We start from the raw sequence: 25339 nt of genomic DNA, 5'->3' as shown, positions 1-25339 counted from the left end.
TGACACCGAGGTTTACCGCATGAGGGCGCGTGTCCTGGTGGTGGACGACGATCCCGCGCTCGCCGAGATGCTCGGCATCGTGCTGCGTAGTGAGGGTTTCGTGCCCGCCTTCGTGGCCGACGGGGAGCGGGCGCTGGCCGCCTTCCGCGAGGCGCGTCCCGACGTGGTGCTGCTGGACCTGATGCTGCCCGGGATGAGCGGGCTGGACGTGTGCCGCGCGATCCGGGCCGAGTCCGGCGTGCCGATCGTGATGCTGACCGCCAAGAGCGACACCGTCGACGTGGTGCTGGGCCTGGAGTCCGGCGCCGACGACTACGTGGTCAAGCCGTTCAAGCCCAAGGAGCTGGTGGCCCGGGTGCGGGCACGGCTGCGCCGCGGCGAGGACGTGACCCCGGAGCTGCTGACCATCGGGCCGCCGGACAACCAGATCATCATCGACGTGCCCGCGCACACGGTGACCCGCAACGGGGCCGAGGTGAAGCTGACCCCGCTGGAGTTCGACCTGCTGGTCGCGCTGGCCCGCAAGCCGCGCCAGGTGTTCACCCGCGAGGTGCTTCTGGAGCAGGTCTGGGGCTACCGCCACTCGGCGGACACCCGGCTGGTGAACGTGCACGTGCAACGTCTGCGCGCCAAGATCGAACCGGACCCCGAGCGTCCGGAGATCATCTTGACCGTGCGCGGCGTGGGCTACAAGGCCGGCACCAGCTAACCTGGACCGACCGTGACCACCCCCACCCCCACCCCTGTTGAGCTGCCCAAACCCCGCGAGGCGGGGCACGACGGGCAGCCCGTGAGCGTGCCCGGCCTCCCCGCGCGGGCGGGCGCCGCGCTCAAGCAACTGGTGAAGCGGACCGCCCGGGTGCCCGCCCTGCGCCCCACGGCGCGGCGGCTGGCCCCCGGGGTGCGCCAGGCACGCCGGATGTGGCGGCGCTCGCTGCAGCTGCGCATGGTCACCATCACCCTGCTCTGCTCCAGCGTGCTGGTCGGCGGCTTCGGCTACCTGATCGCCGAGACCAGCACGGAGAGCTTGCTCACGGGTGCTGAGCAGGACGCGCGAAAGCAGGTCATCAGCGGAGTGAAGATCGCCGAGCAGCAGCTGAGCGCGATCCCGAACCCGGAGAGCCCGGACACCCCCGCACAGGTGATCAGGCTGCTCAGCTCGCTGACCGGAGGCCAGGACGGCGTCGTCGTCACGATGCGCTTCACCCAGGTGACCGCCGCATCGGCACTGAGCAGCACAGGGTCAGCCTGGCCGCAGGGCCTCGATCTGCGACCCGCGATCTCCCGTGAACTCGAGAGCGCCGTCATCGGCCGGGAGCGGTCGTTCCAGTACGTCAGTGCCGATCTGGGAGACGGCACGCACACCTACCTCGTCTGGGGTTCGAACGTGCCCACCCCGCGCTGGCGCGGCGGTTCGGTCGAGCTCTACTACCTCTTCCCCGTCGACACCGAGGTCGAGGTGGCCAAGGACATCACGTCGACGGTCAGCTTCGTCGGTGTCGCGCTGGTGCTGCTGCTCGGCATGGTCACCGCGCTGGTCACGCGGGCCACGGTCAGCCCTGTCCGGGTCGCTGCCCGGACGGCGCAGCGCCTGTCCGCCGGACTGCTCGATCAGCGCATGGTCGTCAACGGCGAGGACGAGATGGCGCTGCTCGCCGACGCCTTCAACCAGATGGCGGCCAACCTCCAGCGCCAGATCGTGCGGCTGGAGGAGATGTCCCGGCTGCAGCGCCGCTTCACCTCGGACGTGTCGCACGAGTTGCGTACCCCGCTGACCACGGTGCGGATGGCGGCCGACCTGCTCTACTCCCAGCGCGAGGACTTCGATCCCGCGTCGGCGCGCAGCGCGGAACTGCTGCAGGCCGAGCTGGACCGATTCGAGGAACTGCTCACCGACCTGCTGGAGATCAGCCGCTTCGACGCCGGCTTCGCCATGCTCGACTCCGAGCCGACCGACCTGGTGACAGTGGTGCGCCGGGTGACCGAGCGGCTGGAGTCGGTGGCCGACCGGGTCGGCATCAATCTGGAACTGGTCTCACCCGATCCGCCGGTCATCGCGGAGATCGATCCGCGCCGCGTCGAGCGGATCCTGCGCAACCTGGTGGGCAACGCCGTCGACCACGGCGAAGGCCGACCGGTCACGGTCACCCTGGGTATCGACCCGCGGGCCATCGCGATCACCGTGCGCGACCACGGCGTGGGCCTGAAGCCGGGCGAGGAGAAGCTGGTGTTCAACCGGTTCTGGCGGGCTGACCCCTCCCGCGCCCGGCAGACCGGTGGCACCGGACTCGGCCTGTCGATCAGCCTGGAGGACGCCCGGCTGCACGGCGGCTGGCTGGAGGCCTGGGGGGCACCCGGGAAGGGCGCACAGTTCCGGCTCACGCTGCCGGTGCGGGCCGGGGGCAGGCTGACCGGTTCGCCGCTGCCGCTGATTCCGGCCGAGGTGGCCGTCGCACGCCAGCGCCAGGGCTCCGCGGAGGTGGCGGCATGAGGCGGGCCGCGAGCGCGCTGCTCGCCGGGGCGGCCGCGCTGGCCCTGGCCGGTTGCGGCATCGGGGTGCGCGACGACGTGGTGCGCGACGGGCCGGGCCCGTCCGCCGGTCCCGGGCTGACCTCGTCCAGCAGCGTCAAGCCACCGCCGTGGCGCAAGGACGAGACCGATCCGGCCGAGGTGGTCAAAGACTTCCTGCAGGCGGCCGCGGGTGATCACGGCACTGCCCATGAGTCGATCATGGCCGCGGCGGGGCAGTACATCGCCGCCGACCAGCAGGCCGAGTGGAACCCCGGTGCCAACGTGGTGCTGGTCGACGTCGGACAGATGACGGTGTCGGGGGACACCGTCGAGGTGGACATGCGGCGCCTCGGCGTCCTGACGCCCGATGGCCAGGTACTGCCGTACGAGGGCAAGGAGCGGGAGCCGAAGCCCGACGAGTTCAGGTTCGCCCAGCTGCCCGGCGGAGGGCTGGTGCTGACGAATCCCCGGCAGGAACTGCTGCTGGACGTGGACAAGCTGGAGACCTACTACCAGCGGCTGCCCATCTACTTCTGGAACACCGACAACACCTCACTGGTGCCGGACCTGCGCTATCTGCCCAAGGCGGTGCCGGACGAGCAGGTTGACAACCGGTTGTTCGACTGGCTGCTGAAGGGCCCGTCCGCTTGGCTCTCCGGCGCGGTGCTGGGCCTGCCGGACGGCACCCGCCGGTTGGGCAGCATCGTGAAGGACGCCAGCCAGGTCACGGTCAACCTGGGCGCCATCGCCGACGCGGCGGTGCGCGACCGTCTGGCGGCCCAACTGCACTGGACGCTGTGGCCCGGTGATGACCGCAAGCTCCAGTTGCAATTGGAAGGGCGCGACGTCGCGACGGACTACCGCTTCCCCGACAAGAACCTCGCCGCGTCGCTGACCAGTGGGCGTGATCCGAACCGGTACGCGGTGGTGAACGGAGTCCTCACCCGGCTGGCCCGGCAGGGGGAGACGCATCCACCGTTACAGGATGCGCTGTCCTCGACCATCAACAACGACGTCGTCTCCGCGGCCGTGGCCAAGGACGAGACCGCGTTCGCCCTCGTACGTGCCACCGGCAACGGCAAACAGCAGCTGTACATCGGTCCGCGCAGCGACCTGCGGGACAAGTCGACCGCCAACGACACCGTGGCCAAGCCGACGATCCACAGCACCGGGCTGATCGCCACGTCGATCTCCCGGCCGATCTGGCTGGACCGGGCGGGCACCGCCGCCCTGGTGCTGGCCGACCGGCAGCTCTGGGCGGTGCCCGTGCACGGCACGGCCGCGATCCCGGTCGACGACTCGCTGGCCACCGCGCACGGAAAGATCACCGGAGTGAGCGTCGCGCCGGACGGGCGCCGGATGGCACTGGTCATCAACGGCCAGCTCTACGTCGCCCCGCTGCTGCGAGCCAGTGCCAAGCTCAACGCCTTCAAGGTCGGCAAGCCGCGCAAGGTGCCGAGCAGCCTGGCCGGTCGGCTGCGCGAGGTGGCCTTCCTGCGCGAGGACATGGTGGTGGTCAGCACGGTCGGCGATGTGGCCGAGCTGGCGCACGTGACCATCGACGGCGCGATCGAGCGCACCTTCCCGACCGGACGCAAAGCCGTCATCAAGAACCTCACGGCGTACGTCGGCAACGCCGGGCGCACCGAGACCAGCGGTGACGTCCTGCTTGACGTCGACGGCCGCGCGAACGAGGTGTTCACCGGAACCCTGTCGCCGGTGCGCAAGGAGTTCCTGTTGATCCCATCGCCGCTGACTCCGTCGCCCACACCGGACCCATCCTCGTCCTCGTCGCCGCAACCGCCGGTGGAACCGACCGTCACGGCCGCCTCCTTCGAGGGCTGAGCCGTGCCGGTAGGGGCGCTCTGGCAGGCACTGGCCGATCTCGTGCTGCCCGCGCCGTGTGCCGGTTGCGGGCGGTCCGAGCAGGCGCTGCGCCACGAGGTCTGTGCGACCTGCGCGCGTGCCGTCGAGGCGCTGCGCGCGAGTCCGACCCGCCCCGATCCGGCCCCGGACGGCCTGCCCGCGTGCGTGGCGCTGGGGGCGTACGACGGTGCGCTGCGCGAGCTGATCCTGGCGTTCAAGGAGCGCGGGCGGCACCGGCTGGCCCGGCCCCTCGGGGCGCTGCTGGCCGAGGCGGTCGCCGCGACGGCGGGACCGGGGCGGCCGGTGCTGCTGCTCTACGTGCCCGACACTGCCGCGGCGGCCAGGGCCCGGCAGGGCGACCACATGCGGCAGTTGGCCCGCGGCGCGGCCGACCGGCTGCGCGAGGCCGGGCGGCAGGCCGCCGTCGCTGCCCCGCTGCGCGCGCTGCCGAAGGCGGATTCGGCGCACCTGACGTCGGCACAGCGGGCCGTGGCCGCCGCCGGTGCCTTCGTGGTCCGGCGCGGGGCCGTGGAGCAGACTCGCCGCGCCGCGCCCGGGTCCGTGACGGTGTTGCTGGACGACATCGTGACCACCGGGTCGACCCTGGCGGCGGCGTCTTGCCTGCTGGCGGAGGCGGGGATACATGTCGATGCGTGTGTGACGCTGGCCGCGACACGCCGATACCCTGCGCAGCGCGCAATATGGCCGTAATCTTCGGATAATGGCTGGATCGATGCTGGGTGACGGCTCCGTGACGCGCGGTACCGAAAGGGCGAATCTCGTCAAAACAGTCTTGGTACAAGGGATGACGAGTGGCTGACAAGGGGCTAGCGTCAGAAGCCAACCACCTGATGGAAGTCACCGTGCAAGAGGTGACGAGAGCGTCGGAAGGGGCATAGAGAGAAGTGCGCCCCGGACACCAGTTGCCGGGGTGTTCCGCACTCGGACAGACCGTGGGAGGTCAGGCGTGGACATCGAGGTCAAGGGTCGTAACGTTGAAGTTCCGGATCACTTCCGGGTTCATGTGGCCGACAAGCTGCAGAAAGTCGAACGTTATGACCAGAAGATCATTGAATTCGACGTCGAGCTAATCCACGAGCGCAACCCGCGCCAAGCCGATTCCTGCCAGCACATCGAGATCACCTGCGTCACCCGCGGCCCGGTCATCCGCGCCACCGGTGCCGCCAGCGACTTCTACTCCGCACTCGACGAGGCCGTAGATCGGCTCGACCGTCGGCTGCGCAAGGCCGCCGACCGCCGCCGGGTGCACCGCGGCCGTCGCGCCCCGGTCTCCGTCGCCGAGGCCACCGCGAACCTGGCCCTGTTCGAACCCCCCACGGGCGGCACGGCCACCGCCACGCTCGCGCGCTCCGCCAATGGCGCGGGCGGACCGATGGACGCCCTGGAGGACCAGGACCAGCCGTGGCACATCGTGCGGGAGAAGGAGTTCTCCGGCGAGCCGATGACGGTCGACGACGCGCTGTACCAGATGGAACTGGTCGGGCACGACTTCTACCTGTTCCACGACAAGGACAGCGGACGGCCGTGCGTCGTCTACCGCCGCAAGGCGTACGACTACGGCCTGCTGACGCTGGCCTGGTGACTCGATAGGCAGGCTTCGGCCTGCCCCGTCCTCGGACGGGGCAGGCCGATTCTCATGTCAGCGGTGTTTCTCGGCGATCCGTACGAACTGGATGTCGTCCGTGCGGGTGCCGTCGTTCGCGGGCAGCCGTGCCTTCAACGTGCCTTCGAGCTCGAATCCGGCCCGCCCCAGCACCCGCCGCGACGCCTCGTTGTACGGGAACGTCCCCGCGACCACGCGCACGACGCCCGCCTGCTCCATCGCCCAGTCGCTGAGCAGCCGCGCGGCGCGGGTGGCCATGCCCTGGCCACGGAACTCCGGGCGCAGCGCATACCCGAGGACGGCCTGCTGCAGGAAGCGCTCCTGGTAGTACAGGCCGATCTCACCGGCGAACGCGCCGCTTCCGGCGTCCAGGATGACGCAGGTGGCGCGGATGCCCTCGAGCCAGTCCGACTCGGCGCGAGCGCAGCGCTCGCGCACCCCGTCCAGGGTGGTCGGGCCGCCCACGTTGCTGCGGGCCACCTCGGGCAGCTCGGCCAGCGTGAAGTAGTCCTCGGCGTCGGCCGGGGTGATCCGGCGCAGCCGCACCTGCCCGTCGGTCAGCTCGCCGCCGGGGAAGTCGGGCAGGCCGGGCGGCACCGGGCCGGGCGGGTCGCTCGGCAGCCGGACGAACACGGCGTAGTCGCCCGGCGAGCCGTCGCGGCGGGTCGCCGCGCCACGGCGTACCCCCTCGCGGGTGAAGCCCGCCGCCAGTGCGACCCGCTGGCTGGCCGCGTTCGACGGCACCGTCAGCAACTCCATGCGGGTCACGCCCAGCGTGCCGAACGCCCAGTCGGTGATGGTGCGGGCTACCGCGGTGGCGACGCCCCGGCGGCGGGCCCACGGCGCGACCCAGTAGCCGACCTCGGCCTGGCGGCGGTCCTCCTGCAGGTGGTCCAGCCCGGCCCCGCCCAGCACCTCGTCGGTAACCGGATCGACCACCGCCCAGGTCGCCTCGCCCTGCTGCCAGGTCGCCGGCGAACCCTCGGCGATCCACCACCGGGCATCGGCCATCGTGTAAGGCGCGGGCATCTGCGCCATGAAGTGTGCCGTCACCGGGTCGTCGCAGGCCGCCTGCAGCTGCTCGGCATCACGGATGCGCCACGGCCGCAGGCGCACCGTGCCGCCGTCGAGCGTCATCGGCTCGCGGGGGCCGGTCATGCCGTGGCCCCGGCGGTCAGGTCCGCGCGGACCAGGGCGGCGACCCAGGCGTCGCGGCGCTCGCCGCGGTACGCGCAGCCGCTGCGCTGGATGCCCTCGTAGGTGAAGCCCGCCCGCTCGGCGACCCGGCGCGAGCCGTCGTTGCCGACGAACGCCTTCCACTCGACCCGCTCCAGGCCGAGTTCGCGGATGCCCCACTCGGCGACGGCGCGCAGCGCGGCGCTCATGTAGCCGTGTCCGCGGGCGTGCGGCGCGGTGAGGAAGCCGACGTCGGCGACCTGCGGGTCGGCGGAGACGCGCAGGTCGATCTGGCCGACGTAGGCGTCGTCGGCGTCGGCGAGCACGAACGCGGCACCCTGGCGGCGTTCCCACCAGCCGGGGGCGTAGCCGGTCACGAAGTCGACGGCCTTCTCGTGGTCGTATGCGAGCGGCACGGTCGTCCAGCGCAGGGTCTCCGGGTCGAGGCAGGCGGCCAGGACACCGGGCGCGTCGCCGAGCTGGGCGGGTCGCAGGGTGAGCTTCGCGCCCCGGTCGGTGGCGGTGTGCAGGACCGGTTGGGGGCTGTCGTACAGGTCGGTCATGGCCCCCACCCTGGCACATGATCGCGCGGGCGGGCACGCCGATTAGGCCGCGCGCGGAATGCGCCGTACGGCCGAGCTTGCGGCCTGGAGGTTTGTGACTTCGTGACCGATTCTGCCGGATCACTTCCCCGGGGGTGACGATTCGCGCTCCGATGCGCCTACGATGGGTCGGCAGACTGTCTAGGGAGCGTTGAACACCCGTGTCGATTTTCGAGAAGATCCTCCGTGCCGGTGAGGGGCGGATGCTCCGTCGGCTCAAGGCCATCGCCGACGCCGTCAACTCCATCGAGGAGAACTACGTCGACCTCAGCGATGCCGAGCTGCGGGCGCTGACTGACCAGTACCGCGAGCGTCTCGCCGACGGGGAGACCCTGGACGACCTGCTCCCCGAGGCGTTCGCCACGGTGCGCGAGGCCGCCAAGCGGGTGCTGCACAAGCGGCACTACGACGTGCAGCTGATGGGCGGCGCGGCCCTGCACTTCGGCAACATCGCCGAGATGAAGACCGGTGAGGGCAAGACCCTCGTGTCCACCCTGCCGGCCTACCTCAACGCTCTGGCCGGCAAGGGCGTGCACGTCATCACCGTCAACGACTATCTGGCCCAGCGTGACGCCGAGTGGATGGGGCGGGTGCACCGCTTCCTCGGCCTGACCGTCGGCGTGGTGCTGCCCAACCGGCCCTCCGACGAGCACCGCGCGGCCTACGAGTGCGACATCACGTACGGCACGAACAACGAGTTCGGCTTCGACTACCTGCGCGACAACATGGCCTGGTCCGCCGCGGACATGGTGCAGCGCGGCCACGGCTTCGCGATCGTCGACGAGGTCGACTCGATCCTCATCGACGAGGCCCGTACGCCGCTGATCATCTCCGGTCCGGCCGAGCAGTCGCAGCGGTGGTACGGCGAGTTCTCAGCGGTGGTGGCCCGGCTGGAGCGCGGCAAGGACGGCGCGGGCGACTACGAGGTCGACGAGGGCAAGCGCACCATCGCGGTCACCGAGCGCGGCGTGTCCCGGGTCGAGGACCGCCTGGGCATCGACAACCTCTACGAGTCGGTGAACACCCCGCTGGTCGGCTACCTGAACAACGCCATCAAGGCCAAGGAGCTGTTCAAGCGGGACAAGGACTACATCGTCTCCGACGGCGAGGTCCTGATCGTCGACGAGTTCACCGGCCGCATCCTGCACGGCCGCCGCTACAACGAGGGCATGCACCAGGCGATCGAGGCCAAGGAAGGCGTCGAGATCAAGCAGGAGAACCAGACCCTGGCCACGGTCACCCTGCAGAACTACTTCCGCCTGTACGAGAAGCTGTCCGGCATGACCGGCACCGCGCAGACCGAGGCGGGCGAGTTCAACAAGGTCTACAACGTCGGCGTGGTGAGCATCCCGACGCACCGCCCGATGGTCCGCATGGACAAGTCGGACGTCATCTACAAGACCGAGAAGGCGAAGTTCCAGGCGGTCGTCGAGGACATCGCTGAGCGCCACGCCACCGGCCAGCCGGTGCTGGTCGGCACGGTCTCCGTGGAGAACTCCGAGATCCTGTCGCAGCTGCTGCGCCGCAAGGGCATCCCGCACGCGGTCCTCAACGCGAAGTACCACGCCCGCGAGGCGGAGATCATCGCGCAGGCGGGCCGCAAGGGCGGCGTCACGGTGGCCACCAACATGGCCGGCCGCGGCACCGACATCCTGCTCGGCGGCAATCCCGAGTTCCTGGCCGCGGCGGAGCTGCGCCAGCGCGGGATCACCGAGGAGGAGCACGGCGACGACTATCACAAGGCGCTCGACGAGGCCATGCCCACCTGGGAGGAGGCCTGCGCGGCCGAGGCCGAGGAGGTCCAGGCCGCCGGTGGTCTGTACGTGCTGGGCACCGAGCGCCACGAGTCCCGCCGGATCGACAACCAGCTGCGCGGACGCGCGGGCCGCCAGGGTGACCCGGGCGAGTCGCGGTTCTACCTGTCGCTGCAGGACGACCTGATGCGGCGCTTCCGCTCCGGCGCGGTCGAGGCGGTCATGGACCGCTTCAACATCCCGGACGACGTGCCGATCGAGTCGAAGATGGTGACCCGGCAGATCCGCAGCGCGCAGACGCAGATCGAGGCGCAGAACGCCGAGATCCGCAAGAACGTGCTCAAGTACGACGAGGTCATGAACAAGCAGCGCCAGGTGGTCTACGCCGAGCGCAAGCGCGTGCTGGACGGCGAGGACCTGCACGACCAGGTCGACAGCATGATCGACGACGTGGTCGCGGCGTACGTCAGCGGCGGCACCGTCGGCACCGGCAAGGAGTACGCCGAGGACTGGGACCTGGACCAGCTGTGGACCAACCTCAAGCAGCTCTACCCGGTCACCATCACGATCGAGGAGCTGGAGGAGGAGGCGGGCGCCGAGCGTTCCACCTTCGACCACGAGTTCCTCGTGCAGCGCATGACGCAGGACGCGCACGACGCGTACAACCGGCGCGAGGAGCAGCTCGGCACGGAGGCGATGCGCGAGCTGGAGCGCCAGGTGCTGCTGGCCGTCATCGACCGCAAGTGGCGCGAGCACCTCTACGAGATGGACTACCTCCAGGAGGGTGTCGGCCTGCGCGCTTACGCCCAGCGCGACCCGCTGGTCGAGTACCAGCGCGAGGGCTTCGACATGTTCGCCCAGATGATGGAGGGCATCAAGGAGGAGGCCGTCGGCTTCCTGTTCAACCTGGAGGTCCAGGTCGAGCAGGCTCCCGCCGAGCCGTCGAGCCCCGGTGTGCCGCTGCCCGACGGCGAGTCGCACGTCGAGGTCCGGGCCAAGGGCCTGGGTCAGCGCCAGCAGCCGCAGCGGGTGCAGTACACCTCGCCGACGATCGACGGCGCGGCCGGTGCGGGCGCTCCGCAGGTGCAGCAGGCTCCGGCGCTGGGCATCGGCAACGCCAACGGCGACGGCGCCCGCAAGCCGTCCCCGCGCAGCGGTGGCCGCGGCGCGGTGGCCGCTCCGGCCTCCCGCAACAGCCCCTGCCCCTGTGGCTCGGGCAAGAAGTACAAGCGCTGCCACGGCGCCGCATGACGCTCTGAGACGATCTCAGCGAAGAAGGACCGGCCGATCGGCCGGTCCTTCTTTCGTCGTGGTGCCCAGCATGGCCGGTGCGGTGTGGGCGCGGCCGTCCCCCCGGGGTCAGAGCAGGACTGTGAGGGCGGTGCAGCGCCAGCTCGCGGTGTCGCGTTCCAGGCGGTAGGCCACGGACCAGGTGGCACGGCCGTCGCTGAGCACGGCGGCGACCTCGGCGACGCCGGGACGGGGCTCGCAGGTGCGCAGCTGACGGCGGCGCACGGGGCGGCGCGGGGTGCCCGCGGGCGCGGACTGGCGGAGCACGGCCAGCCGCCGCAGCCCGCGCGCCAGCTCGTCGAGCACGTCGTTGGCCTGCGGGACGCGCACCAGCGGGCGCAGCTGTCCGGGGGAGCGGAAGCCGTTGAACAGCTCCAGGCACAGGTTCAGGAAGCGCAGGGCGGCGGTGTGGCACTCGGGGGAGGCTCCGGCGACGGCCCCGGGCGGGATGAGCTCGCGGGGTTCGGGGCGGGCCGGTTGGTAGGCGACGGGGCGCAGCTCGTCGTCGAACGGCGGGTCGAGCGGGGGCGCGCGATGGATGCGGACGGATCCGGCAGCAACGGCGAGCACCGTCATCGGGACCACCACCTTCGATCTTGAGTTTGCTTGAGTTTGCCTCCGTTTGACATTTGTAGCTTGCTCATGAGGGATCGGTCAATGCCAATCTCACCGATCTTGGTGCGACCCGGGTCCGGGCCAGGGCGTCAGTCCTCGCCGCCGGACAGCGGATTGTCCTTCACGTACTGCTGGGCCTCGTCGTAGAGCTGGGCGATGAACTCCTCCAGCCGGGCCCGCTCCACCCGCCACTGTCCCCGGCCGCCCAGCCGGATGGCAGGCAGCTCGCCCCGCCGGACCAGCGCGTAGATCTGGGCCGTGGAGGTGCTGAGCTCCTCGGCGACCTGCTCCAGGGTGAGGAAGCGGGGCAACGGCTGAGTCATGTCGGCGGATCTCCTGAAGAGGGGCTGATTCGTGCGGTTGCTTCAGTTTGCCATCGGATGGTGTGGCGTGGGGAGTCCGGTGTCGCCGTGCGAGACTGTGCGCAGGCTAACGGGGACGGAGGGATCCGACGTGGCGAACGATCTCGTGAGGGTGTACCTGCCCGCGACGGTGCCGCTGGTCGCGGCGCTGCGCGACGGCGACGAGCTGCCGGGTCTGGCCGCGCACGCGGTGACCCCGGCCCTGCGCGAGTGGTATGCCGAGGGCGACGAGGAGGAGCTGGAGTACGTCGCCTTCATGCGCGCCGCCCAGGACGCGCTGCGCCTGCTGCGCGACGATCCGGCGGCTCCCCGGCGGCGGGTGGTGGTCTCCGCCGACGTGCCCGCCAGCCAGGTGAGCGTCGAGAACCGTGACCTGGGCACGAGCGCGGTCCGGCTGAACAGCGCCGTGCGCCGCGCCGCGATCGCGGCGTTCCACGTGGACGAGGCCGACGCGGAGCCGGTGGTGGCCGATGCCGCCGAGGTCGTCGAGCGGGCCGCGGGCGGCGACCCGGACGCGCAGTTCACCGTGGACTCGGCCGAGGACCTGGACCTGCTCTGGTACGCACCGGAGGAGCTCGACGAACTCCTCCGGTGAACCGGAGTCAGTCCCGGACGGCCTTGGGCAGCGTCCGGCCGTACGCGATGGTCGTGGTGATCGCGCCGACGAACAGCACGACCAGTCCGGTGTTCAGGCGCGACGCCGCGATGAAGGACAGGATCTCGGTGTCGGCGGAGATGTCCTTCTCGGCCAGCGACAGCAGCTGGGCGACGCCGAGCCGGGTGCAGAACTCGGCGATGATCAGCAGCAGCCCGGCGGACGCGCCCGCGGCCAGGAAGATCGGCCACTTCGGGGTGTCCCCGCTGCGCGCGGCGGCACGCCGGATGCGCCAGTACGCGGCGAGCCCGGCGACCAGCCCGGCGATGACCGCGGTGGTGCCCGCCAGCAGCCCGTTCGCGGAGTAGCGCTCGGCCGCGGTGTCGCCGCTGCCGAACGCGTCGAGCAGCGACGTCGAGAACAGCGCCACCACGTTGAGGAAGACCAGCACCGCCAGCGCGGCGGACAGGCCCGCGGCGAGGATGCGGGCCGGGCGGATCGCCCCGAGCGCCCCGCCCAGCGCCCCGGCCACCCCGACGGCCACGGCGACCACGCCGACCGCGCGCGCCGACATGCCGTACGCCAGCAGGATGGCCCCGCTGGCCAGCGTGCCCGTCAGCAGCCCGGCGGCGGTGCCCACGGCCCAGCGGCCGGGGCCCTGCTCGGCCCACGGCTTGCGGCGGCCCAGCGCGAGCGTCGACCACAGCCCGACCGCCGCCCCCGCGAGCAGGTTGGCCTGGATCACCAGCGGCAGCAGCACCGCCGCCAGCACCAGCTTGTAGTCGCCGTCGTCTCCGGCGAACGCGGTGCGGTAGAACAGCAGCGCCACCACGAGCCAGCCCAGGGCCAGGAAGGCCAGCCAGCCGGTCGTGGACGGCGTACGCGGCTCCTCGGGCGCGGCGGGCGGCAGCGCCGCGGCCTTGCGCTGCTGAGGTTGGGCGGACGTGGCGATCGCGGGCTCGGTCATCGTGGTCTCCTGTTGGGCGACAGTGGGCCTGCCGACGGCGCCGAGCAGGGTTGCATGCTCCGGCGACCTAGCCTAGCCAGGCCTGAGGGGTGGGTAGGCTGGAGCGGTAGGGCAGGCCCGGTGACCTGGGCTGGATCACGGCCGACCCGATCGCCGTCGGGCCGGTCATGGTCGAACGGATCACATGTCTGCCGCCGGGCCGGGTCCTGGCGGTACTTTGCGTGCAAGTATGCAAAGAACGCCGACGAACCTTCCGACCGGAGGAGCCATCGATGGACGCCGTATCCGTGGTGCCCGAGCCGCACAACGAGCCGGTGCACACCTACGCACCGGGCAGCGCTGAGCGATCGCGGCTGCACAAACGCCTCGGCGAGCTCGCCTCGGAGCAGCTCGAACTGACGATGACCATCGATGGACAGCAGCGTAGGGGTGGCGGCGACGCGATCCGCGTCGTCCAGCCGCACAAGCACTCGCATGTGCTGGGAGTCACCCACAATGCGACCAACGCCGATGCGGTGGCGGCGGTGACGGCCGCCAAGAAAGCCGCCCCTCTTTGGCGTGATATGTCCTTCGACGACCGCGCCGCGATCTTCCTGAAGGCCGCCGACCTGCTCTCCGGCCCGTGGCGCGACACCCTCAACGGCGCGACCATGCTCGGCCAGTCGAAGACCGTGCAGCAGGCGGAGATCGACTCGGCCTGCGAGCTGATCGACTTCCTGCGCTTCAACGTCTCCTTCGGCCGCAAGCTGCTGGCCGAGCAGCCGGTCTCCTCGGCCGGGGTGTGGAACCGGTTCGACCACCGCCCGCTGGAGGGCTTCGTCTACGCGGTCACCCCGTTCAACTTCACCGCCATCGCGGGCAACCTGCCGGCGACCCCGGCGCTGATGGGCAACACCGTGCTCTGGAAGCCGGCGCACACCCAGCAGTTCTCCGCGCACTTCCTGATGCGGCTGTTCGAGGAGGCGGGCCTGCCCCCGGGCGTCATCAACATGGTCACCGGCGACGGCCTGGCCGTCTCCGAGGTCGCGCTGGCCGACCCGGACCTGGCGGGCATCCACTTCACCGGCTCCACCCGCGTCTTCCAGCACCTGTGGAAGCAGATCGGCGACAACATCGCCGGGTACCGCTCCTACCCGCGCATCGTCGGCGAGACCGGCGGCAAGGACTTCATCGTCGCGCACCCGTCGGCCGACCCGGCCGCGCTGGTCACCGCGATGGTCCGGGGCGCGTTCGAGTACCAGGGCCAGAAGTGCTCCGCCGCGTCGCGGGCGTACATCCCCCGGTCGCTGTGGGAGTCGGGCGTCCGCGACCAGCTCGTCGCCGACACCGAGTCGCTGACCTACGGCGACGTCACCGACTTCCGCAACTTCGGCGGCGCCGTGATCGACGACCGGGCCTTCGCCCGGCACGCGGCCGCCCTGGAGAAGGCCAAGGCGTCGGAGTCGTGCCAGATCATCGCCGGTGGCGAGGTGGACGACAGCGTCGGCTACTTCGTGCAGCCGACCGTGATCGTCTGCACCGACCCGGCCAACGAGGTCTTCACCACCGAGTACTTCGGGCCGATCCTGGCCGTGCACGTCTACGACGACGGCGACCTGGCCGCGGTCGTCAAGCAGATGGAGAACGTCGCCCCGTACGCGCTGACCGGCGCGATCTTCGCGCAGGACCGGCGGGCGCTGGAGTGGATGTCGCACGAGCTGCGCTTCGCGGCGGGCAACTTCTACCTCAACGACAAGCCGACCGGCGCGGTCGTCGGCCAGCAGCCCTTCGGCGGCGGCCGGGCCTCGGGCACCAACGACAAGGCGGGCTCCTGGCACAACCTGGTCCGCTGGATGTCCCCGCGGACCATCAAGGAGACTTTCGTCCCGCCGACGGACCACCGCTACCCGCACATGGACACCGACCACCCGCGTCCGTGATCCGCTGACGGTTAGGGGTGGTATCGCTTCGTGCGATACCACCCCTTCTTTCGTATATGTCTGAGTTACCGTGACACCGTGCACAGCTTCGGGGAGCAGGGCGGCCGCCTCACCTACGGCAACTACCTGCGCGTGCCCGAGCTGCTGGCCCAGCAGGTGCCCCAGTCCACCCCCGAGGCCCACGACGAGCTGCTGTTCATCACCATCCACCAGGCGTACGAGCTGTGGTTCAAGCTGCTGCTGCACGAGCTGGCCGACGCCCGTGACCGGATGCTGGTCGGGGAGAGCTACCTGCCCCGGGTCCGCCTGGAGCGCTGCCACGCGGTCGAGGTGCTGCTGGTGCAGCAGGTCGACGTCATCGACACGATGACCCCGCAGGACTTCCTCGCCTTCCGCACCCTGCTCGCGCCCGCCTCCGGGTTCCAGTCCGCCCAGTTCCGCGAGATCGAGTTCATCTCCGGGCTCAAGGACCCCGGCTTCGTCGACCGGCTGCGCGGCCTGGCCCCCGCCGAGGATGAGCGGCTGCGTCGGCGGCTGGCCGAGCCGACCCTGTGGGACGGCTACCTGGCGCTGCTGGCCGCGCACGGGTTCGCGACAGCGTCCGAGGACGAGGTGCTGGCCTCCCTCGTGGCCATCGCGCGTGATCGCGAGCGGCACGGTGCGCTCTGGGACCTGGCCGAGGCGCTGATCTCGCACGACCAGGCCTGGTCGCTGTGGCGGGCCCGGCACGTGCTGATGGCCGAACGCCAGATCGGCGCCAAACCCGGCACCGGCGGCTCCGCAGGCAGCCCCTACCTCCGCTCCCGCCTGGACACCCGGTTCTACCCCGCGCTCTGGTCACTCCGCGCGGCTCTCTGATCCCGCCGCGGCCGCCTTCGCGCTCCGGCGCGCTCCTCTTCCGGCCCGCGCCGCGCCCGCTCCACACTGGGCCCGTGCCCGCCCGTCTCCGCGACTGCTCGGCTACGCACCGTGGCCGCTCCGCCACCCCGCGCCTGCCCTGTCGGCTGGCGCGCCGCGACCGGTGTCGCAGGGCTCGTGTCCGATGTCGGCGCATGATCGCCGTTTCGTGTCGATAGCTCGGGTGACACTCAGTGATCTGACACGAAATCGTGATCTTCGAGGGGAGGGTGTGGACGGACCTGTGGATATGTCGGTTTTGGGGTGATCTTTGGGCGGTGAGTGGGAGGGTGGGGAGGGGGGCGAATGGGGCGACACGCCGGGGAGAGAGATATCGGGCGGTTTGTGTTATCCCGTCAGGCGTGACCTTCGAGGCAGGAAACGGACATATTCCTGTCTGATCAGACAGTCGGCAAGGGACTGTCCGGCGCGGAATGTGCACTGTGGATGGGCCGATATCCTGGACAGAAGGCTGTGAAAGTGGCAGCGTTGAGTCATGGCAGAGGTAGGAATCAACGCTACTGCGGCGGCCGTGCTCGGCCTGCTGCACGACGGCCCCATGACCGGTGGCCAGCTGATGGCGGCGGCCGAACGCCGGCTCAGCCCGTACTGGTCGATGACCCGGTCCCAGGTCTACCGTGAACTGCCGGTCCTCGCCGAGCTCGGCTACGTCAAGCTCGGCAAGCCCGGCCCGCGGGCGAGCCAGCCCTACGCGATCACCGCGTCCGGCAAGCGTGCCTTCGCCCGCTGGCTGAACGAGGAGCCCGGCCGCGAGCTGGTGCGCAACCCGTATGCACTGCGTGTCGCGTTCGGATCCACGCACGCGACCAACCAGTTCGACTCGCTGCTCAACAGCGCCAACTCGCACCACACCGAGGCGCTCGCGGAAGCCCGCGAGCAGGCCAAGGAGGCCAAGAAGGAAGGCGACGACTTCACTGCCGCAGGGCTGGAGTTCGCCGTCGCCTACCACAAGGCCGCGCTGAACTGGCTGAAGACCGCCATCGCCAAGTAGCGCCTCAGCGCTGGTCGAGGGGGCGCGCCTCCTCCAGCGCGGAACGCAACGCGGCAGCGGCGGCAGGCGCCGCACCCAGCGCGTCCAGTGCGAAAAGGCCCGCTCCTACCACCGGTGGCTGTGCGAGCACGGTCAACCGGGCCTTCGACGAGTGGGCCTTCACCCCCGCGGCAACGGCGTCCTGCAGCAACGGATGCCGGGCGCGAAGCACGCCACCGCCCAGGACCACGGCATACGGTTCCTCCCTCAGCCCGAGCCGGTCCGCGGCAACCGTGACCAATGACGTGATCTCGGTCGCCTGGCGCGCCACCACGCGCCGGGCGACCGCGTCACCCTGTCCGGCGGCGGCGAACAGCACCTCGCTCAGCCCGATCATGCGGTCCTGGCCGAGGCTGCCCAGGTGCAGGCCGGTGATCACATCGTTGACGGTGGCCTGCCCGAAGTGCGCGGCCACCGCCCCGGCCAGCGCCGTGGCGGGCCCGCGCCCGTCCTCGGCGCGCGCCGCGTGCCACATCACCAGCGAGGCCAGGTGCAGCCCGCCACCCCAGTCGCCGGAGATCGGGCCCAGCGCCGGGAACCGGGCGGTGCGCCCGTCGGCGCTGCGCCCGACGCAGTTGATCCCGGCCCCGCAGACCACCGCGATCGCGTCCGGGCTGTCCGTGCCCGCCCGCATCAGCGCGAACGTGTCGTTGTCCAGCCGGTATGACCGCGCCCAGCCGGTCGGCGCGACCGCCTTGGCCGCCGCCTCGACCTCCTCGGGCAGGTCGAGACCGGACAGGTAGACCTCGGCGCGGGCGATCGGCACGGACGGGGGCATCTCGGCTGCCCGCAGCGCCGCGCCGATCAGCCGGTCCAGCAGCGCCACCGCCGTGTCCAGCCCGATCACCTGCGGGCACGACCCCGGCCCGCGTACGTATCCGTGCACGCGCCCGTCCGAGTCGGCGAGCACCACGTCGGTTTTGGAGTTGCCGCCGTCGACGGCGAGGAACAGCTCGGCGGGGCTCATCCGCGCGCCCCGTCCCGGCCCGGCACCCCGGCGCTCATCGCGCCCAGGCCAGGTGTGCGGCGTTGGCGGCGAGCAGGCGCTGGGTCAGGCCCTCGGCGTACTCGTGCTGGCCGACCAGCGGGTGCGCGAGCAGCGCGGCGTAGACGCGGTCGCGGCCGCCGTGCACCGCGGCGCGTACGGCCAGCTCCTCGTACGCGGCGACGGCGGAGATCAGGCCGGACAGTTCGGGGCCGACCGGTGGGGCCGCCACGGCTGTCGCGCCGTCGCGGTCCACCCGGGCGCTGACCTCGATCACCGACTCGTCGGGCAGGAACGGCAGGTGGCCGCCGTTGCGCAGGTTCACCGCGTGGACCGCGCCGTCGCCGCTGAGCAGCGACGTGATCAGGCCGACGGCCGCCTCGGAGTAGAACGCCCCGCCGCGCTTGGACAGCAGGTCCGGTTTGGTGGTCAGGGCCGGGTCGGCGTACATCCGCAGCAGTTCGGTCTCCATCTCGGCGACCTTCTGCCCGCGGGTGGGGGCGTCGCGCTCCTCGCGGACGACCTCGTCGTGGGCGTAGAAGTAGCGCAGGTAGTACGACGGCACGTTGCCGAGCAGGCGGAGCAGCGACGGCGGCAGCTGCACGGGCCGGGCCAGCTCGTCCAGGTGCCCGGCCAGCAGCTCTGGCAGACGGTCGACGCCGTCGACGTAGGCGGCGCGCTCCCAGGTGAGGTGGTTCAGGCCGACGTGGTCGAGGGTGACCGCGCCCGGCTCGACGCCGAGCAGCTTGGCGAAGCGCCGCTGGAAGCCGATGGCCACATTGCACAGGCCGACCGCCTTGTGTCCGGCATCGAGCAGGGCCCGGGTGACGATGCCGACCGGGTTGGTGAAGTCGACGATCCACGCGCCCGGGGCGGCCAGCCGCGCCGCCCGCTCGGCCACGTCGAGCACGACCGGCACCGTGCGCAGCGCCTTGGCCAGGCCGCCCGCACCGGTGGTCTCCTGCCCGACGCAGCCGCATTCGAGGGGGAAGGTCTCGTCACTGATCCGGGCGGTCTGCCCGCCGACGCGCAGCTGCACGACGACCACGGCGGCGTCGGTCAGCCCGGCGTCCAGGTCGGTGGTCCAGGTCAGCGTGCCGGGGTGGCCATGGTGGGCCATCAGCCGGCGGGCGTACGGCCCGATGACGTCCAGCCGCGAACCGGCCGGGTCGATCAGGCACAGCTCGGTGACGTCGAGGCTGCCGGCCAGCCGGGCGAACCCGTCGACCAGCTCGGGGGTGTAGGTGGAGCCTCCACCCACGACTGCGATCTTCATACTGCTCTCTCTGTCCTGCGGAGGGTGGTTCAGGCGGCGCGTGGCGTGGTGGTCGGGATCGGTCGGGCGTTCAGGGACTCGACCAGGGATTCGCGTACCGAGCGCAGGCCCGCGTCCATGGCGCCGAGCAGGACCGCGTCGTCGGTGAGCGCGGTGACCTCGACCGGGGTCCGCAGCGGGGTGTTGCGGTGGAACGCGTCGGTCACCAGGTCTCGCAGCCGCGCGCCACCGGCCTGGGCGACCTCGCCGGCCAGCACCACCAGCGGCGGGTCGAGCAGTGAGGCGACCACGGCCAGCACGACGGCGATCCGGTCGGCCAGTGCGGCGAGGAAGGCGTCCGCCTCGGCGGAGTCCGTGCGGGCGACGGCGTCGGCGACCATCTCCTCCGGGGTGGCCCCGGTGAAGCCGTGCGCCGCGCCGAGCGCCGCCACCGCCGGGCCGCCCGCCAGGCTCTGCAGGTCGCGGGGCTGACCGGGGGCGGCCAGGCCGAGCGGCACGTAGCCGATCTCACCGGCCCCGCCGGTGGCCCCGCGCAGCAGCGACGCGCCCAGGTCGATCGCGCAGCCCAGGCCCGCGCCCAGCCAGAGCAGGGCGAAGCTGCCGCTGCCCGCGGCCGCGCCACGGTGGCGTTCGGCGATCGCGGCCAGGTTCACGTCGTTGTCGGCCTCGACGGTCAGGTCCAGTTCGGCGGCCAGCGCGGGGACCACGCCGGGCCGTCCCCAGCCGGTGACGTCGATGTGCCGGATGGCCCCGGTCCCGGGGTCGTACGAGCCGGGCACGCCCAGGTGCAGGTGCGTGACGCGCTCGCGACCGGCGCGGGCGCACAGGTCGGCGGCGATGGCGCGCACCGTGCCCACCGGATCGCCGTCGGCCGGGTCGCTGGGGTACGCCGCGCGGGCGAGCACCGCCCCGCTGAGATCGCACAGGGCCGCCTCGAACGGGGCGTGTAACGTCTCGCTCACGTCCCGTACCGAGATCGCCAGCACCGTCGCGGCGGCCGGGTTGACCGCGTACACCTCGGCGTTGGGGCCGGGACCCCCGCTGGTGTGGCCCACGACCACGGCCAGGCCCGCCTCGGTCAGCGTGCGCAGCACGTCGGACGTGGTCGGCTTGGACAGGCCGGTCAACTCCCGCAGCTCGCCGCGGGTGAGCGTGCCCCGATCGATGAGCAGCGCCATCGTGGCGCTCTCGTTCATCGCCCGGAGCAGCTTGGACGAACCGGCGAGCCGTGCCACGGGCCCTCCTCGCATAATAGGAAAGTAGATTTACTATTGCGGTGACGTGCGCCCCTGTCAAGTCGCGGGTGCGCCCCGGAAAACCGTGCGGCGGGTGGCACTAGTCTTGTCTGCGTGACAGCCGACTACGCCGATCAGCTCAAGACCCTTGACGCGACCATGCGCAACATCGAGTCCGTGCTCGACATCTCCCGCCTGCGCCGGGACAAGGAGCGGCTGGAGGAGGCGGCCTCGGCCCCGGACCTGTGGGACGACCAGGCCAAGGCGCAGGAGGTCACCTCCCAGCTGGCGTACGCCACCGGCGAGATCAACCGGCTGACGAAACTGCGCGGGCGCATCGACGACGTCGCCGTGCTGATGGAGCTGGCCGAGGCCGAGGACGACGCGGCCTCGATGGCCGAGGCGGGCGCGGAGCTGGTCTCCCTGGCCAAGGCGGTCGAGGAGTTGGAGGTGCGCACCCTGCTCTCCGGTGAGTACGACTCCCGTGAGGCGCTGGTCGCCATCCGGGCGGGCGCGGGCGGCGTGGACGCCGCCGACTTCGCCGAGATGCTGCTGCGCATGTACCTGCGCTGGGCCGAGCGCCACGGTTACCAGACCGAGGTCTACGACACCTCCTACGCGGAGGAGGCCGGGCTGAAGTCGGCCACGTTCGCCGTGAAGGCGCCGTACGCGTACGGCACGCTGTCGGTCGAGTCGGGCACCCACCGCCTGGTGCGCATCAGCCCGTTCGACAACCAGGGCCGCCGCCAGACCAGCTTCGCCGGGGTCGAGGTGCTGCCCGTGGTGGAGCAGACCGACCACATCGACATCCCCGAGAACGAGATGAAGGTCGACGTCTACCGCTCCAGCGGTCCGGGCGGCCAGAGCGTCAACACCACCGACTCGGCGGTGCGCATCACGCACATCCCGACCGGCATCGTGGTGACCTGCCAGAACGAGAAGTCCCAACTGCAGAACAAGGCCTCGGCGATGCGCGTTCTGCAGGCCCGGCTGCTGGAGCGCAAGCGTCAGGAGGAGCGGGCCAAGATGGAGGGCCTGAAGACCGACGCGGCCGGTTCCTGGGGCGACCAGATGCGGTCGTACGTGCTGCACCCGTACCAGATGGTCAAGGATCTGCGCACCGAGTTCGAGACGGGCAACCCGTCGGCGGTCTTCGACGGCGAGATCGACAGCTTCGTCGAGGCCGGCATCCGCTGGCGCAAGCAGAACGAACTGGAAGCCGCCGCCTGATCGGCTGAGTGAACCTCCCTCCGCCCGGCTGTTCTCGCAGCCGGGCGGAGTTTCTTTCATGTATGGACATCGCTGCGCTATCGCCCGGCCGGGTGAAGTGACTACTGTCGGTGACAGTTGATCACGAGAAGATCACGGATTTTTCTGTGAATATTCACGGCAATACCGGCATCTCAACCCCTGCGGGCTTGGCGAAACGGCGACACCGCGTAGACTCTCCGCCGTGATTCGACTTGAGCACGTGACCAAGACCTACCCGAAGGCGTCCCGGCCCTCACTGGACGACGTGTCGGTCTCGATCGAGAAGGGCGACTTCGTCTTCTTCATCGGTCCGTCCGGCTCCGGTAAGTCAAGCATCGTCAAACTCATGCTGCACGAGATCAAGCCCAACAAGGGCAAGGTCATCGTGAACGGCAAGGAGATCAGCTCGATGCGCGGCTGGAAGATCCCCAGCTTCCGCCGCTCGATCGGCTGCGTCTTCCAGGACTTCCGGCTGCTGCCGAACAAGACGGCCTACGAGAACGTCGCGTTCGCCCTGGAGGTCATCGGCAAGTCGAAGGCGGTCGCCCGCCGCGTGGTGCCTGAGGTGCTGGAGCTGGTCGGCCTCGGCGGCAAGGAGCACCGCTACCCGCACGAGCTCTCCGGTGGTGAGCAGCAGCGTGTCGCCGTGGCCCGCGCGTTCGTGAACCGGCCGCTGATCCTGCTGGCCGACGAGCCCACCGGTAACCTCGACCCGGACACCTCGATCGAGATCATGCGTCTGCTGGACCGGATCAACCGGACCGGCACGACCGTGGTCATGGTCACCCACGACTCGAACATCGTCAACCAGATGCGCCGTCGCGTCATCGAGATCGAGGGCGGTCGGATCGTCCGCGACCAGGCCCGTGGTGTGTACGGCTGAGCCGTCGCCTCACTGAGCCCCTGTCCCTGACGTCCTGATCGTCTCCCCCGGAGGATTTCCCCCGATGCGTGCGAAGTATGTCCTGGCCGAAATGCTGGTCGGGCTGTGGCGCAACGTCACGATGACCATCGCCATGATCATCACGATGATCGTGTCACTCTCCATGCTCGGCGCCAGCCTGCTGATGTACATGCAGGTCGACGAGATGAAGGGTCACTACTACGAGCAGGTCGAGGTCTCCATCTACCTGGAGAAGTCGATCGGCGACGCGGAGCGGTCGGCGATCAAGTCCCAGCTCGACGCGGACCCGCTGGTCAAGAACGTCATCTGGGAAACCAAGGAGATGGCGTACGAGAACTTCAAGGAGCAGTTCCGCGACGCCCCCGACCTGGTCAACGCCATCGGCGCGGACGAGCTGCCGGAGTCCTTCCGGGTCGCGCTGGAGAACCCGCAGGAGTTCGACAAGATCAACGCCGCCTACGCCGGTCTGCCGGGTGTGGACACGGTCGTGGACCAGCAGAAGCTGCTCCAGAAGATCTTCGACATCCTCGGCTCCATCCAGAACCTCTCCCTGGTCGTCGCCGGTGCCATGGGTATCGCCGCGCTGCTGCTGGTCGCCAACACCATCCAGGTCGCCGCGTACAGCAAGCGCCGCGAGGTCGCGGTCATGAAGCTGGTCGGGGCGTCGAACTGGTTCATCCAGGCGCCCTTCGTGCTGGAGGCGGTCTTCGCCGCGGTGCTGGGCTCCATCCTGGCCTGGGTGATGCTCGTCGTCGGCAAGATCGTGCTGATCGACGGCAAACTGGCCGCGCTGACCGACCTTCTGTTGCCGGTGAGCTGGGGCAACATCAACCTGATGCTGCCGATCCTGGCCGGCATCGGCGCGGTGGTCAGCGCCGTCACCGCCTGGGTCACCCTGCGCTTCTACATCCGCGTCTAGTCGCGGCATCGCACGACGACGGCCCGTCCCCGCCGGGGGCGGGCCGTCACCTTTTCTACGCCACTCCTGTTGAATGTCGGTTTTGCCAGGTTATAGGGCATATGTCGGCAGTAGGGTGACCGGGACAGGCGAGGAGGTCCCGTGCGCTGGCGACTCGTACAGGTGGTGTTCGCCCTGCTGACCGCGGTCGCGGTAGGCATCCCGGCACACGCCGCCCCCGATGACGATCTCAAGCAGGACAAGAAGCGCGCCGACGCCGAACTGGCCAGGACCGGCGCGCTGCTGGAGGCGCTGTCCGCCAAGGCGCGCACCGCCGCGAACGAGCTCGCCGAGGCCAATGCGGCTATGCCCGCGGCCCAGGAGCGGATCGCCAAGACCCGGGCCGCCGCCGTGGTGGCCGAGACCAAGGCGGCCACCGCCCAGCGGCGCGCCGACCAGGCCACCGCCGCCTGGGCCGTGACCGACCAGTCGTACCAGGCCTCGGTCCGGCAGGTGCAGGAAGGCCGGGACCGGTTCGCCCGGTTCGCCGTGGCCACCCTGCACGGCTCCAACCTCACCGAGTTCAACGTGCTCATGGCCGCGACCCGGCCGCAGGAGTTCCTGGACCGCGGCAACTACATCGACCAGATCGCCCGCATCCGGCGCGACGCGATCGACGGCTTCGTCGCCGCCCGCCGGTCCGCCAAGCAGATCACCAGCGAGGCCGAGCTCAAGCGCCGTGAGGCCGCCGACGCCGCCCGCATCGCCCGCGCGGCCCAGCTGTCGGCCGAGAAGGCACGCCAGGACGCCGAGCAGGCCCGCCGCGACCTCGACGCGCTGGCCGGCCGCCAGGAGAAGGCGGTGGAGGCGGCCAAGGCCGAGAAGGCCGAGGTGCAGCGGCACTACGAGGAGGTCAAGGAGCAGAGCGAGCGCATCGCCGACGAGCTGCGTACCTGGGAGGGCCAGTACGGCAAGCTCGTGCCGATCCTGCGGCCCGGGGCGAAGTTCCTCATGCCGACGAAGGGCTGGAAGTCCAGCGACTTCGGCAACCGCTACGACCCGTACTACGGCGTCTGGCAGCTGCACGCCGGGGTCGACATCGCCGCGGGCGGCGGCCAGCCCATCTTCGCGGCGGCGGGCGGCACGGTCAGCAGCGCGGGCTGGCTCGGCGGCTACGGCAACTACACCTGCCTCACCCACGGCAAGTCCAACGGCAAGACCATCTCGACCTGCTACGCCCACCAGTCCAAGATCCTGGTCAAGGTCGGCGACAAGATCCGCGGCGGCCAGCTCATCGGCAAGGTCGGCACCACCGGCGCCTCCACCGGCTACCACCTCCACTTCGAGGTCCGCCAAAACGGCACCCCCACCCAACCCCTAACCTGGCTCCCCGGCTGCCTCTGCTAACCCCCCCCCACCCCCACCGGCCTGCCCTCTTCCCGCAACTCTTAAAAAGTCGCGGCCTCCGGCACTGCCGGAGGCCGCGACTTTTTAAGAGTTGCGCCAGGGTGGGGCTGCCGCGCGGCGGCCGGGTGGGGCTGCCGCGCGGCGGCTCGGTGGC

General features: G+C 70.7%; 22 protein-coding genes. 14 read left to right on the top strand and 8 right to left on the bottom strand.

The window, feature by feature from the left end:
- Positions 1-19 precede the first annotated feature (19 nt).
- From mtrA to hpf, 5 genes are all read left to right on the top strand, one after another.
- Positions 20-709, top strand: a complete 690-nt coding sequence (gene mtrA / locus HAV40_RS20140; protein WP_120316862.1) for an MtrAB system response regulator MtrA — start codon at positions 20-22, stop codon at positions 707-709.
- A gap of 210 nt (positions 710-919) precedes the next feature.
- The gene (gene mtrB, locus HAV40_RS20135) at positions 920-2491 is read left to right on the top strand and encodes an MtrAB system histidine kinase MtrB (RefSeq protein ID WP_166383695.1); all 1572 of its coding nucleotides are present in this window, start codon (positions 920-922) and stop codon (positions 2489-2491) included.
- Positions 2488-4356, top strand: coding sequence for an LpqB family beta-propeller domain-containing protein (locus HAV40_RS20130; protein ID WP_166383501.1), 1869 nt, complete (start codon positions 2488-2490; stop codon positions 4354-4356). The genes mtrB and HAV40_RS20130 overlap by 4 nt, the downstream gene beginning before the upstream one ends.
- Positions 4357-4359: 3 nt before the next feature.
- Positions 4360-5088, top strand: coding sequence for a ComF family protein (locus tag HAV40_RS20125; RefSeq protein ID WP_166383499.1), 729 nt, complete (start codon positions 4360-4362; stop codon positions 5086-5088).
- A gap of 256 nt (positions 5089-5344) precedes the next feature.
- Positions 5345-5980, top strand: coding sequence for a ribosome hibernation-promoting factor, HPF/YfiA family (gene hpf, locus HAV40_RS20120; protein ID WP_166383497.1), 636 nt, complete (start codon positions 5345-5347; stop codon positions 5978-5980).
- 57 nt (positions 5981-6037) lie between these two features.
- Here the strand turns inward: hpf and HAV40_RS20115 are convergent, their stop codons facing one another.
- Together HAV40_RS20115 and HAV40_RS20110 are read right to left on the bottom strand one after the other, a co-directional pair.
- Positions 6038-7159: a GNAT family N-acetyltransferase gene (locus HAV40_RS20115; protein WP_166383495.1), complete on the bottom strand. Its 1122-nt coding sequence runs from the start codon at positions 7157-7159 to the stop codon at positions 6038-6040.
- The gene (locus HAV40_RS20110) at positions 7156-7740 is read right to left on the bottom strand and encodes a GNAT family N-acetyltransferase (RefSeq protein WP_166383493.1); all 585 of its coding nucleotides are present in this window, start codon (positions 7738-7740) and stop codon (positions 7156-7158) included. Before HAV40_RS20110 ends, HAV40_RS20115 begins: the two co-directional genes overlap by 4 nt.
- A gap of 200 nt (positions 7741-7940) precedes the next feature.
- Between HAV40_RS20110 and secA the strand changes: the two genes are divergently transcribed.
- Complete coding sequence (secA, locus tag HAV40_RS20105) at positions 7941-10784, top strand: preprotein translocase subunit SecA (protein ID WP_166383491.1); 2844 nt, start codon at positions 7941-7943, stop codon at positions 10782-10784.
- Between the two features lie 108 nt (positions 10785-10892).
- Here the strand turns inward: secA and HAV40_RS20100 are convergent, their stop codons facing one another.
- Positions 10893-11399 (bottom strand): Rv3235 family protein, encoded by a 507-nt coding sequence (locus HAV40_RS20100; RefSeq protein WP_166383489.1) that lies wholly within the window; start codon positions 11397-11399, stop codon positions 10893-10895.
- Positions 11400-11527: 128 nt separating this feature from the next.
- Positions 11528-11761 carry a helix-turn-helix transcriptional regulator gene (locus HAV40_RS20095; protein WP_120316854.1) on the bottom strand — a complete coding sequence of 78 codons (234 nt, stop codon included), beginning with the start codon at positions 11759-11761 and terminating at the stop codon, positions 11528-11530.
- A gap of 130 nt (positions 11762-11891) precedes the next feature.
- On the opposite strand from HAV40_RS20095, the gene HAV40_RS20090 reads away from it, so the two are divergent.
- Positions 11892-12395 (top strand): DUF6912 family protein, encoded by a 504-nt coding sequence (locus tag HAV40_RS20090; RefSeq protein ID WP_166383487.1) that lies wholly within the window; start codon positions 11892-11894, stop codon positions 12393-12395.
- Positions 12396-12402: 7 nt separating this feature from the next.
- On the opposite strand, the gene HAV40_RS20085 is transcribed toward HAV40_RS20090, so the two are convergent.
- On the bottom strand, positions 12403-13362 hold the full coding sequence (locus HAV40_RS20085; protein WP_166383485.1) for a hypothetical protein: 960 nt from the start codon (positions 13360-13362) through the stop codon (positions 12403-12405).
- Positions 13363-13634: 272 nt separating this feature from the next.
- Between HAV40_RS20085 and pruA the strand changes: the two genes are divergently transcribed.
- The 3 genes from pruA to HAV40_RS20070 all read left to right on the top strand — a co-directional run bounded on the left by pruA (position 13635) and on the right by HAV40_RS20070 (position 17190).
- Positions 13635-15281 (top strand): L-glutamate gamma-semialdehyde dehydrogenase, encoded by a 1647-nt coding sequence (pruA, locus tag HAV40_RS20080; protein WP_166383483.1) that lies wholly within the window; start codon positions 13635-13637, stop codon positions 15279-15281.
- A 78-nt stretch (positions 15282-15359) separates the two neighbouring features.
- Positions 15360-16139, top strand: coding sequence for a tryptophan 2,3-dioxygenase (locus HAV40_RS20075; protein WP_239085963.1), 780 nt, complete (start codon positions 15360-15362; stop codon positions 16137-16139).
- Positions 16140-16674: 535 nt separating this feature from the next.
- Positions 16675-17190: a PadR family transcriptional regulator gene (locus HAV40_RS20070; protein ID WP_120316849.1), complete on the top strand. Its 516-nt coding sequence runs from the start codon at positions 16675-16677 to the stop codon at positions 17188-17190.
- Positions 17191-17194: 4 nt separating this feature from the next.
- Here HAV40_RS20070 and HAV40_RS20065 read toward each other — a convergent pair whose 3' ends face one another.
- Genes HAV40_RS20065 through HAV40_RS20055 form a run of 3 tightly spaced genes read right to left on the bottom strand, consistent with a single transcriptional unit; the run spans position 17195 to position 20725 of the window.
- On the bottom strand, positions 17195-18196 hold the full coding sequence (locus HAV40_RS20065) for an N-acetylglucosamine kinase (protein ID WP_166383481.1): 1002 nt from the start codon (positions 18194-18196) through the stop codon (positions 17195-17197).
- 34 nt (positions 18197-18230) lie between these two features.
- Positions 18231-19490, bottom strand: a complete 1260-nt coding sequence (locus HAV40_RS20060; RefSeq protein ID WP_166383479.1) for a 6-phospho-beta-glucosidase — start codon at positions 19488-19490, stop codon at positions 18231-18233.
- A gap of 29 nt (positions 19491-19519) precedes the next feature.
- Positions 19520-20725: an ROK family transcriptional regulator gene (locus HAV40_RS20055; RefSeq protein WP_166383477.1), complete on the bottom strand. Its 1206-nt coding sequence runs from the start codon at positions 20723-20725 to the stop codon at positions 19520-19522.
- Positions 20726-20839: 114 nt separating this feature from the next.
- Here HAV40_RS20055 and prfB point away from each other — a divergent pair, with 114 nt between their 5' ends.
- From prfB to HAV40_RS20035, 4 genes are all read left to right on the top strand, one after another.
- The gene (gene prfB / locus HAV40_RS20050) at positions 20840-21955 is read left to right on the top strand and encodes a peptide chain release factor 2 (protein WP_275413453.1); all 1116 of its coding nucleotides are present in this window, start codon (positions 20840-20842) and stop codon (positions 21953-21955) included.
- A gap of 223 nt (positions 21956-22178) precedes the next feature.
- Entirely contained in the window at positions 22179-22859 is a 681-nt protein-coding gene (ftsE, locus tag HAV40_RS20045) for a cell division ATP-binding protein FtsE (RefSeq protein WP_155390808.1), read from the top strand.
- A gap of 64 nt (positions 22860-22923) precedes the next feature.
- On the top strand, positions 22924-23799 hold the full coding sequence (gene ftsX, locus HAV40_RS20040; protein WP_166383475.1) for a permease-like cell division protein FtsX: 876 nt from the start codon (positions 22924-22926) through the stop codon (positions 23797-23799).
- A gap of 141 nt (positions 23800-23940) precedes the next feature.
- A complete protein-coding gene (locus tag HAV40_RS20035) occupies positions 23941-25185 on the top strand; it encodes a M23 family metallopeptidase (RefSeq protein WP_166383473.1) in 1245 nt (414 codons plus the stop codon).
- Positions 25186-25339: the final 154 nt, after the last annotated feature.

Source organism: Catellatospora methionotrophica (genome assembly GCF_011297335.1).
Classification (GTDB): Bacteria; Actinomycetota; Actinomycetes; order Mycobacteriales; family Micromonosporaceae; genus Catellatospora; species Catellatospora methionotrophica.
Note: the sequence above shows the minus strand (reverse complement) of the source record. Positions and strands in the feature narration are given on the sequence as shown.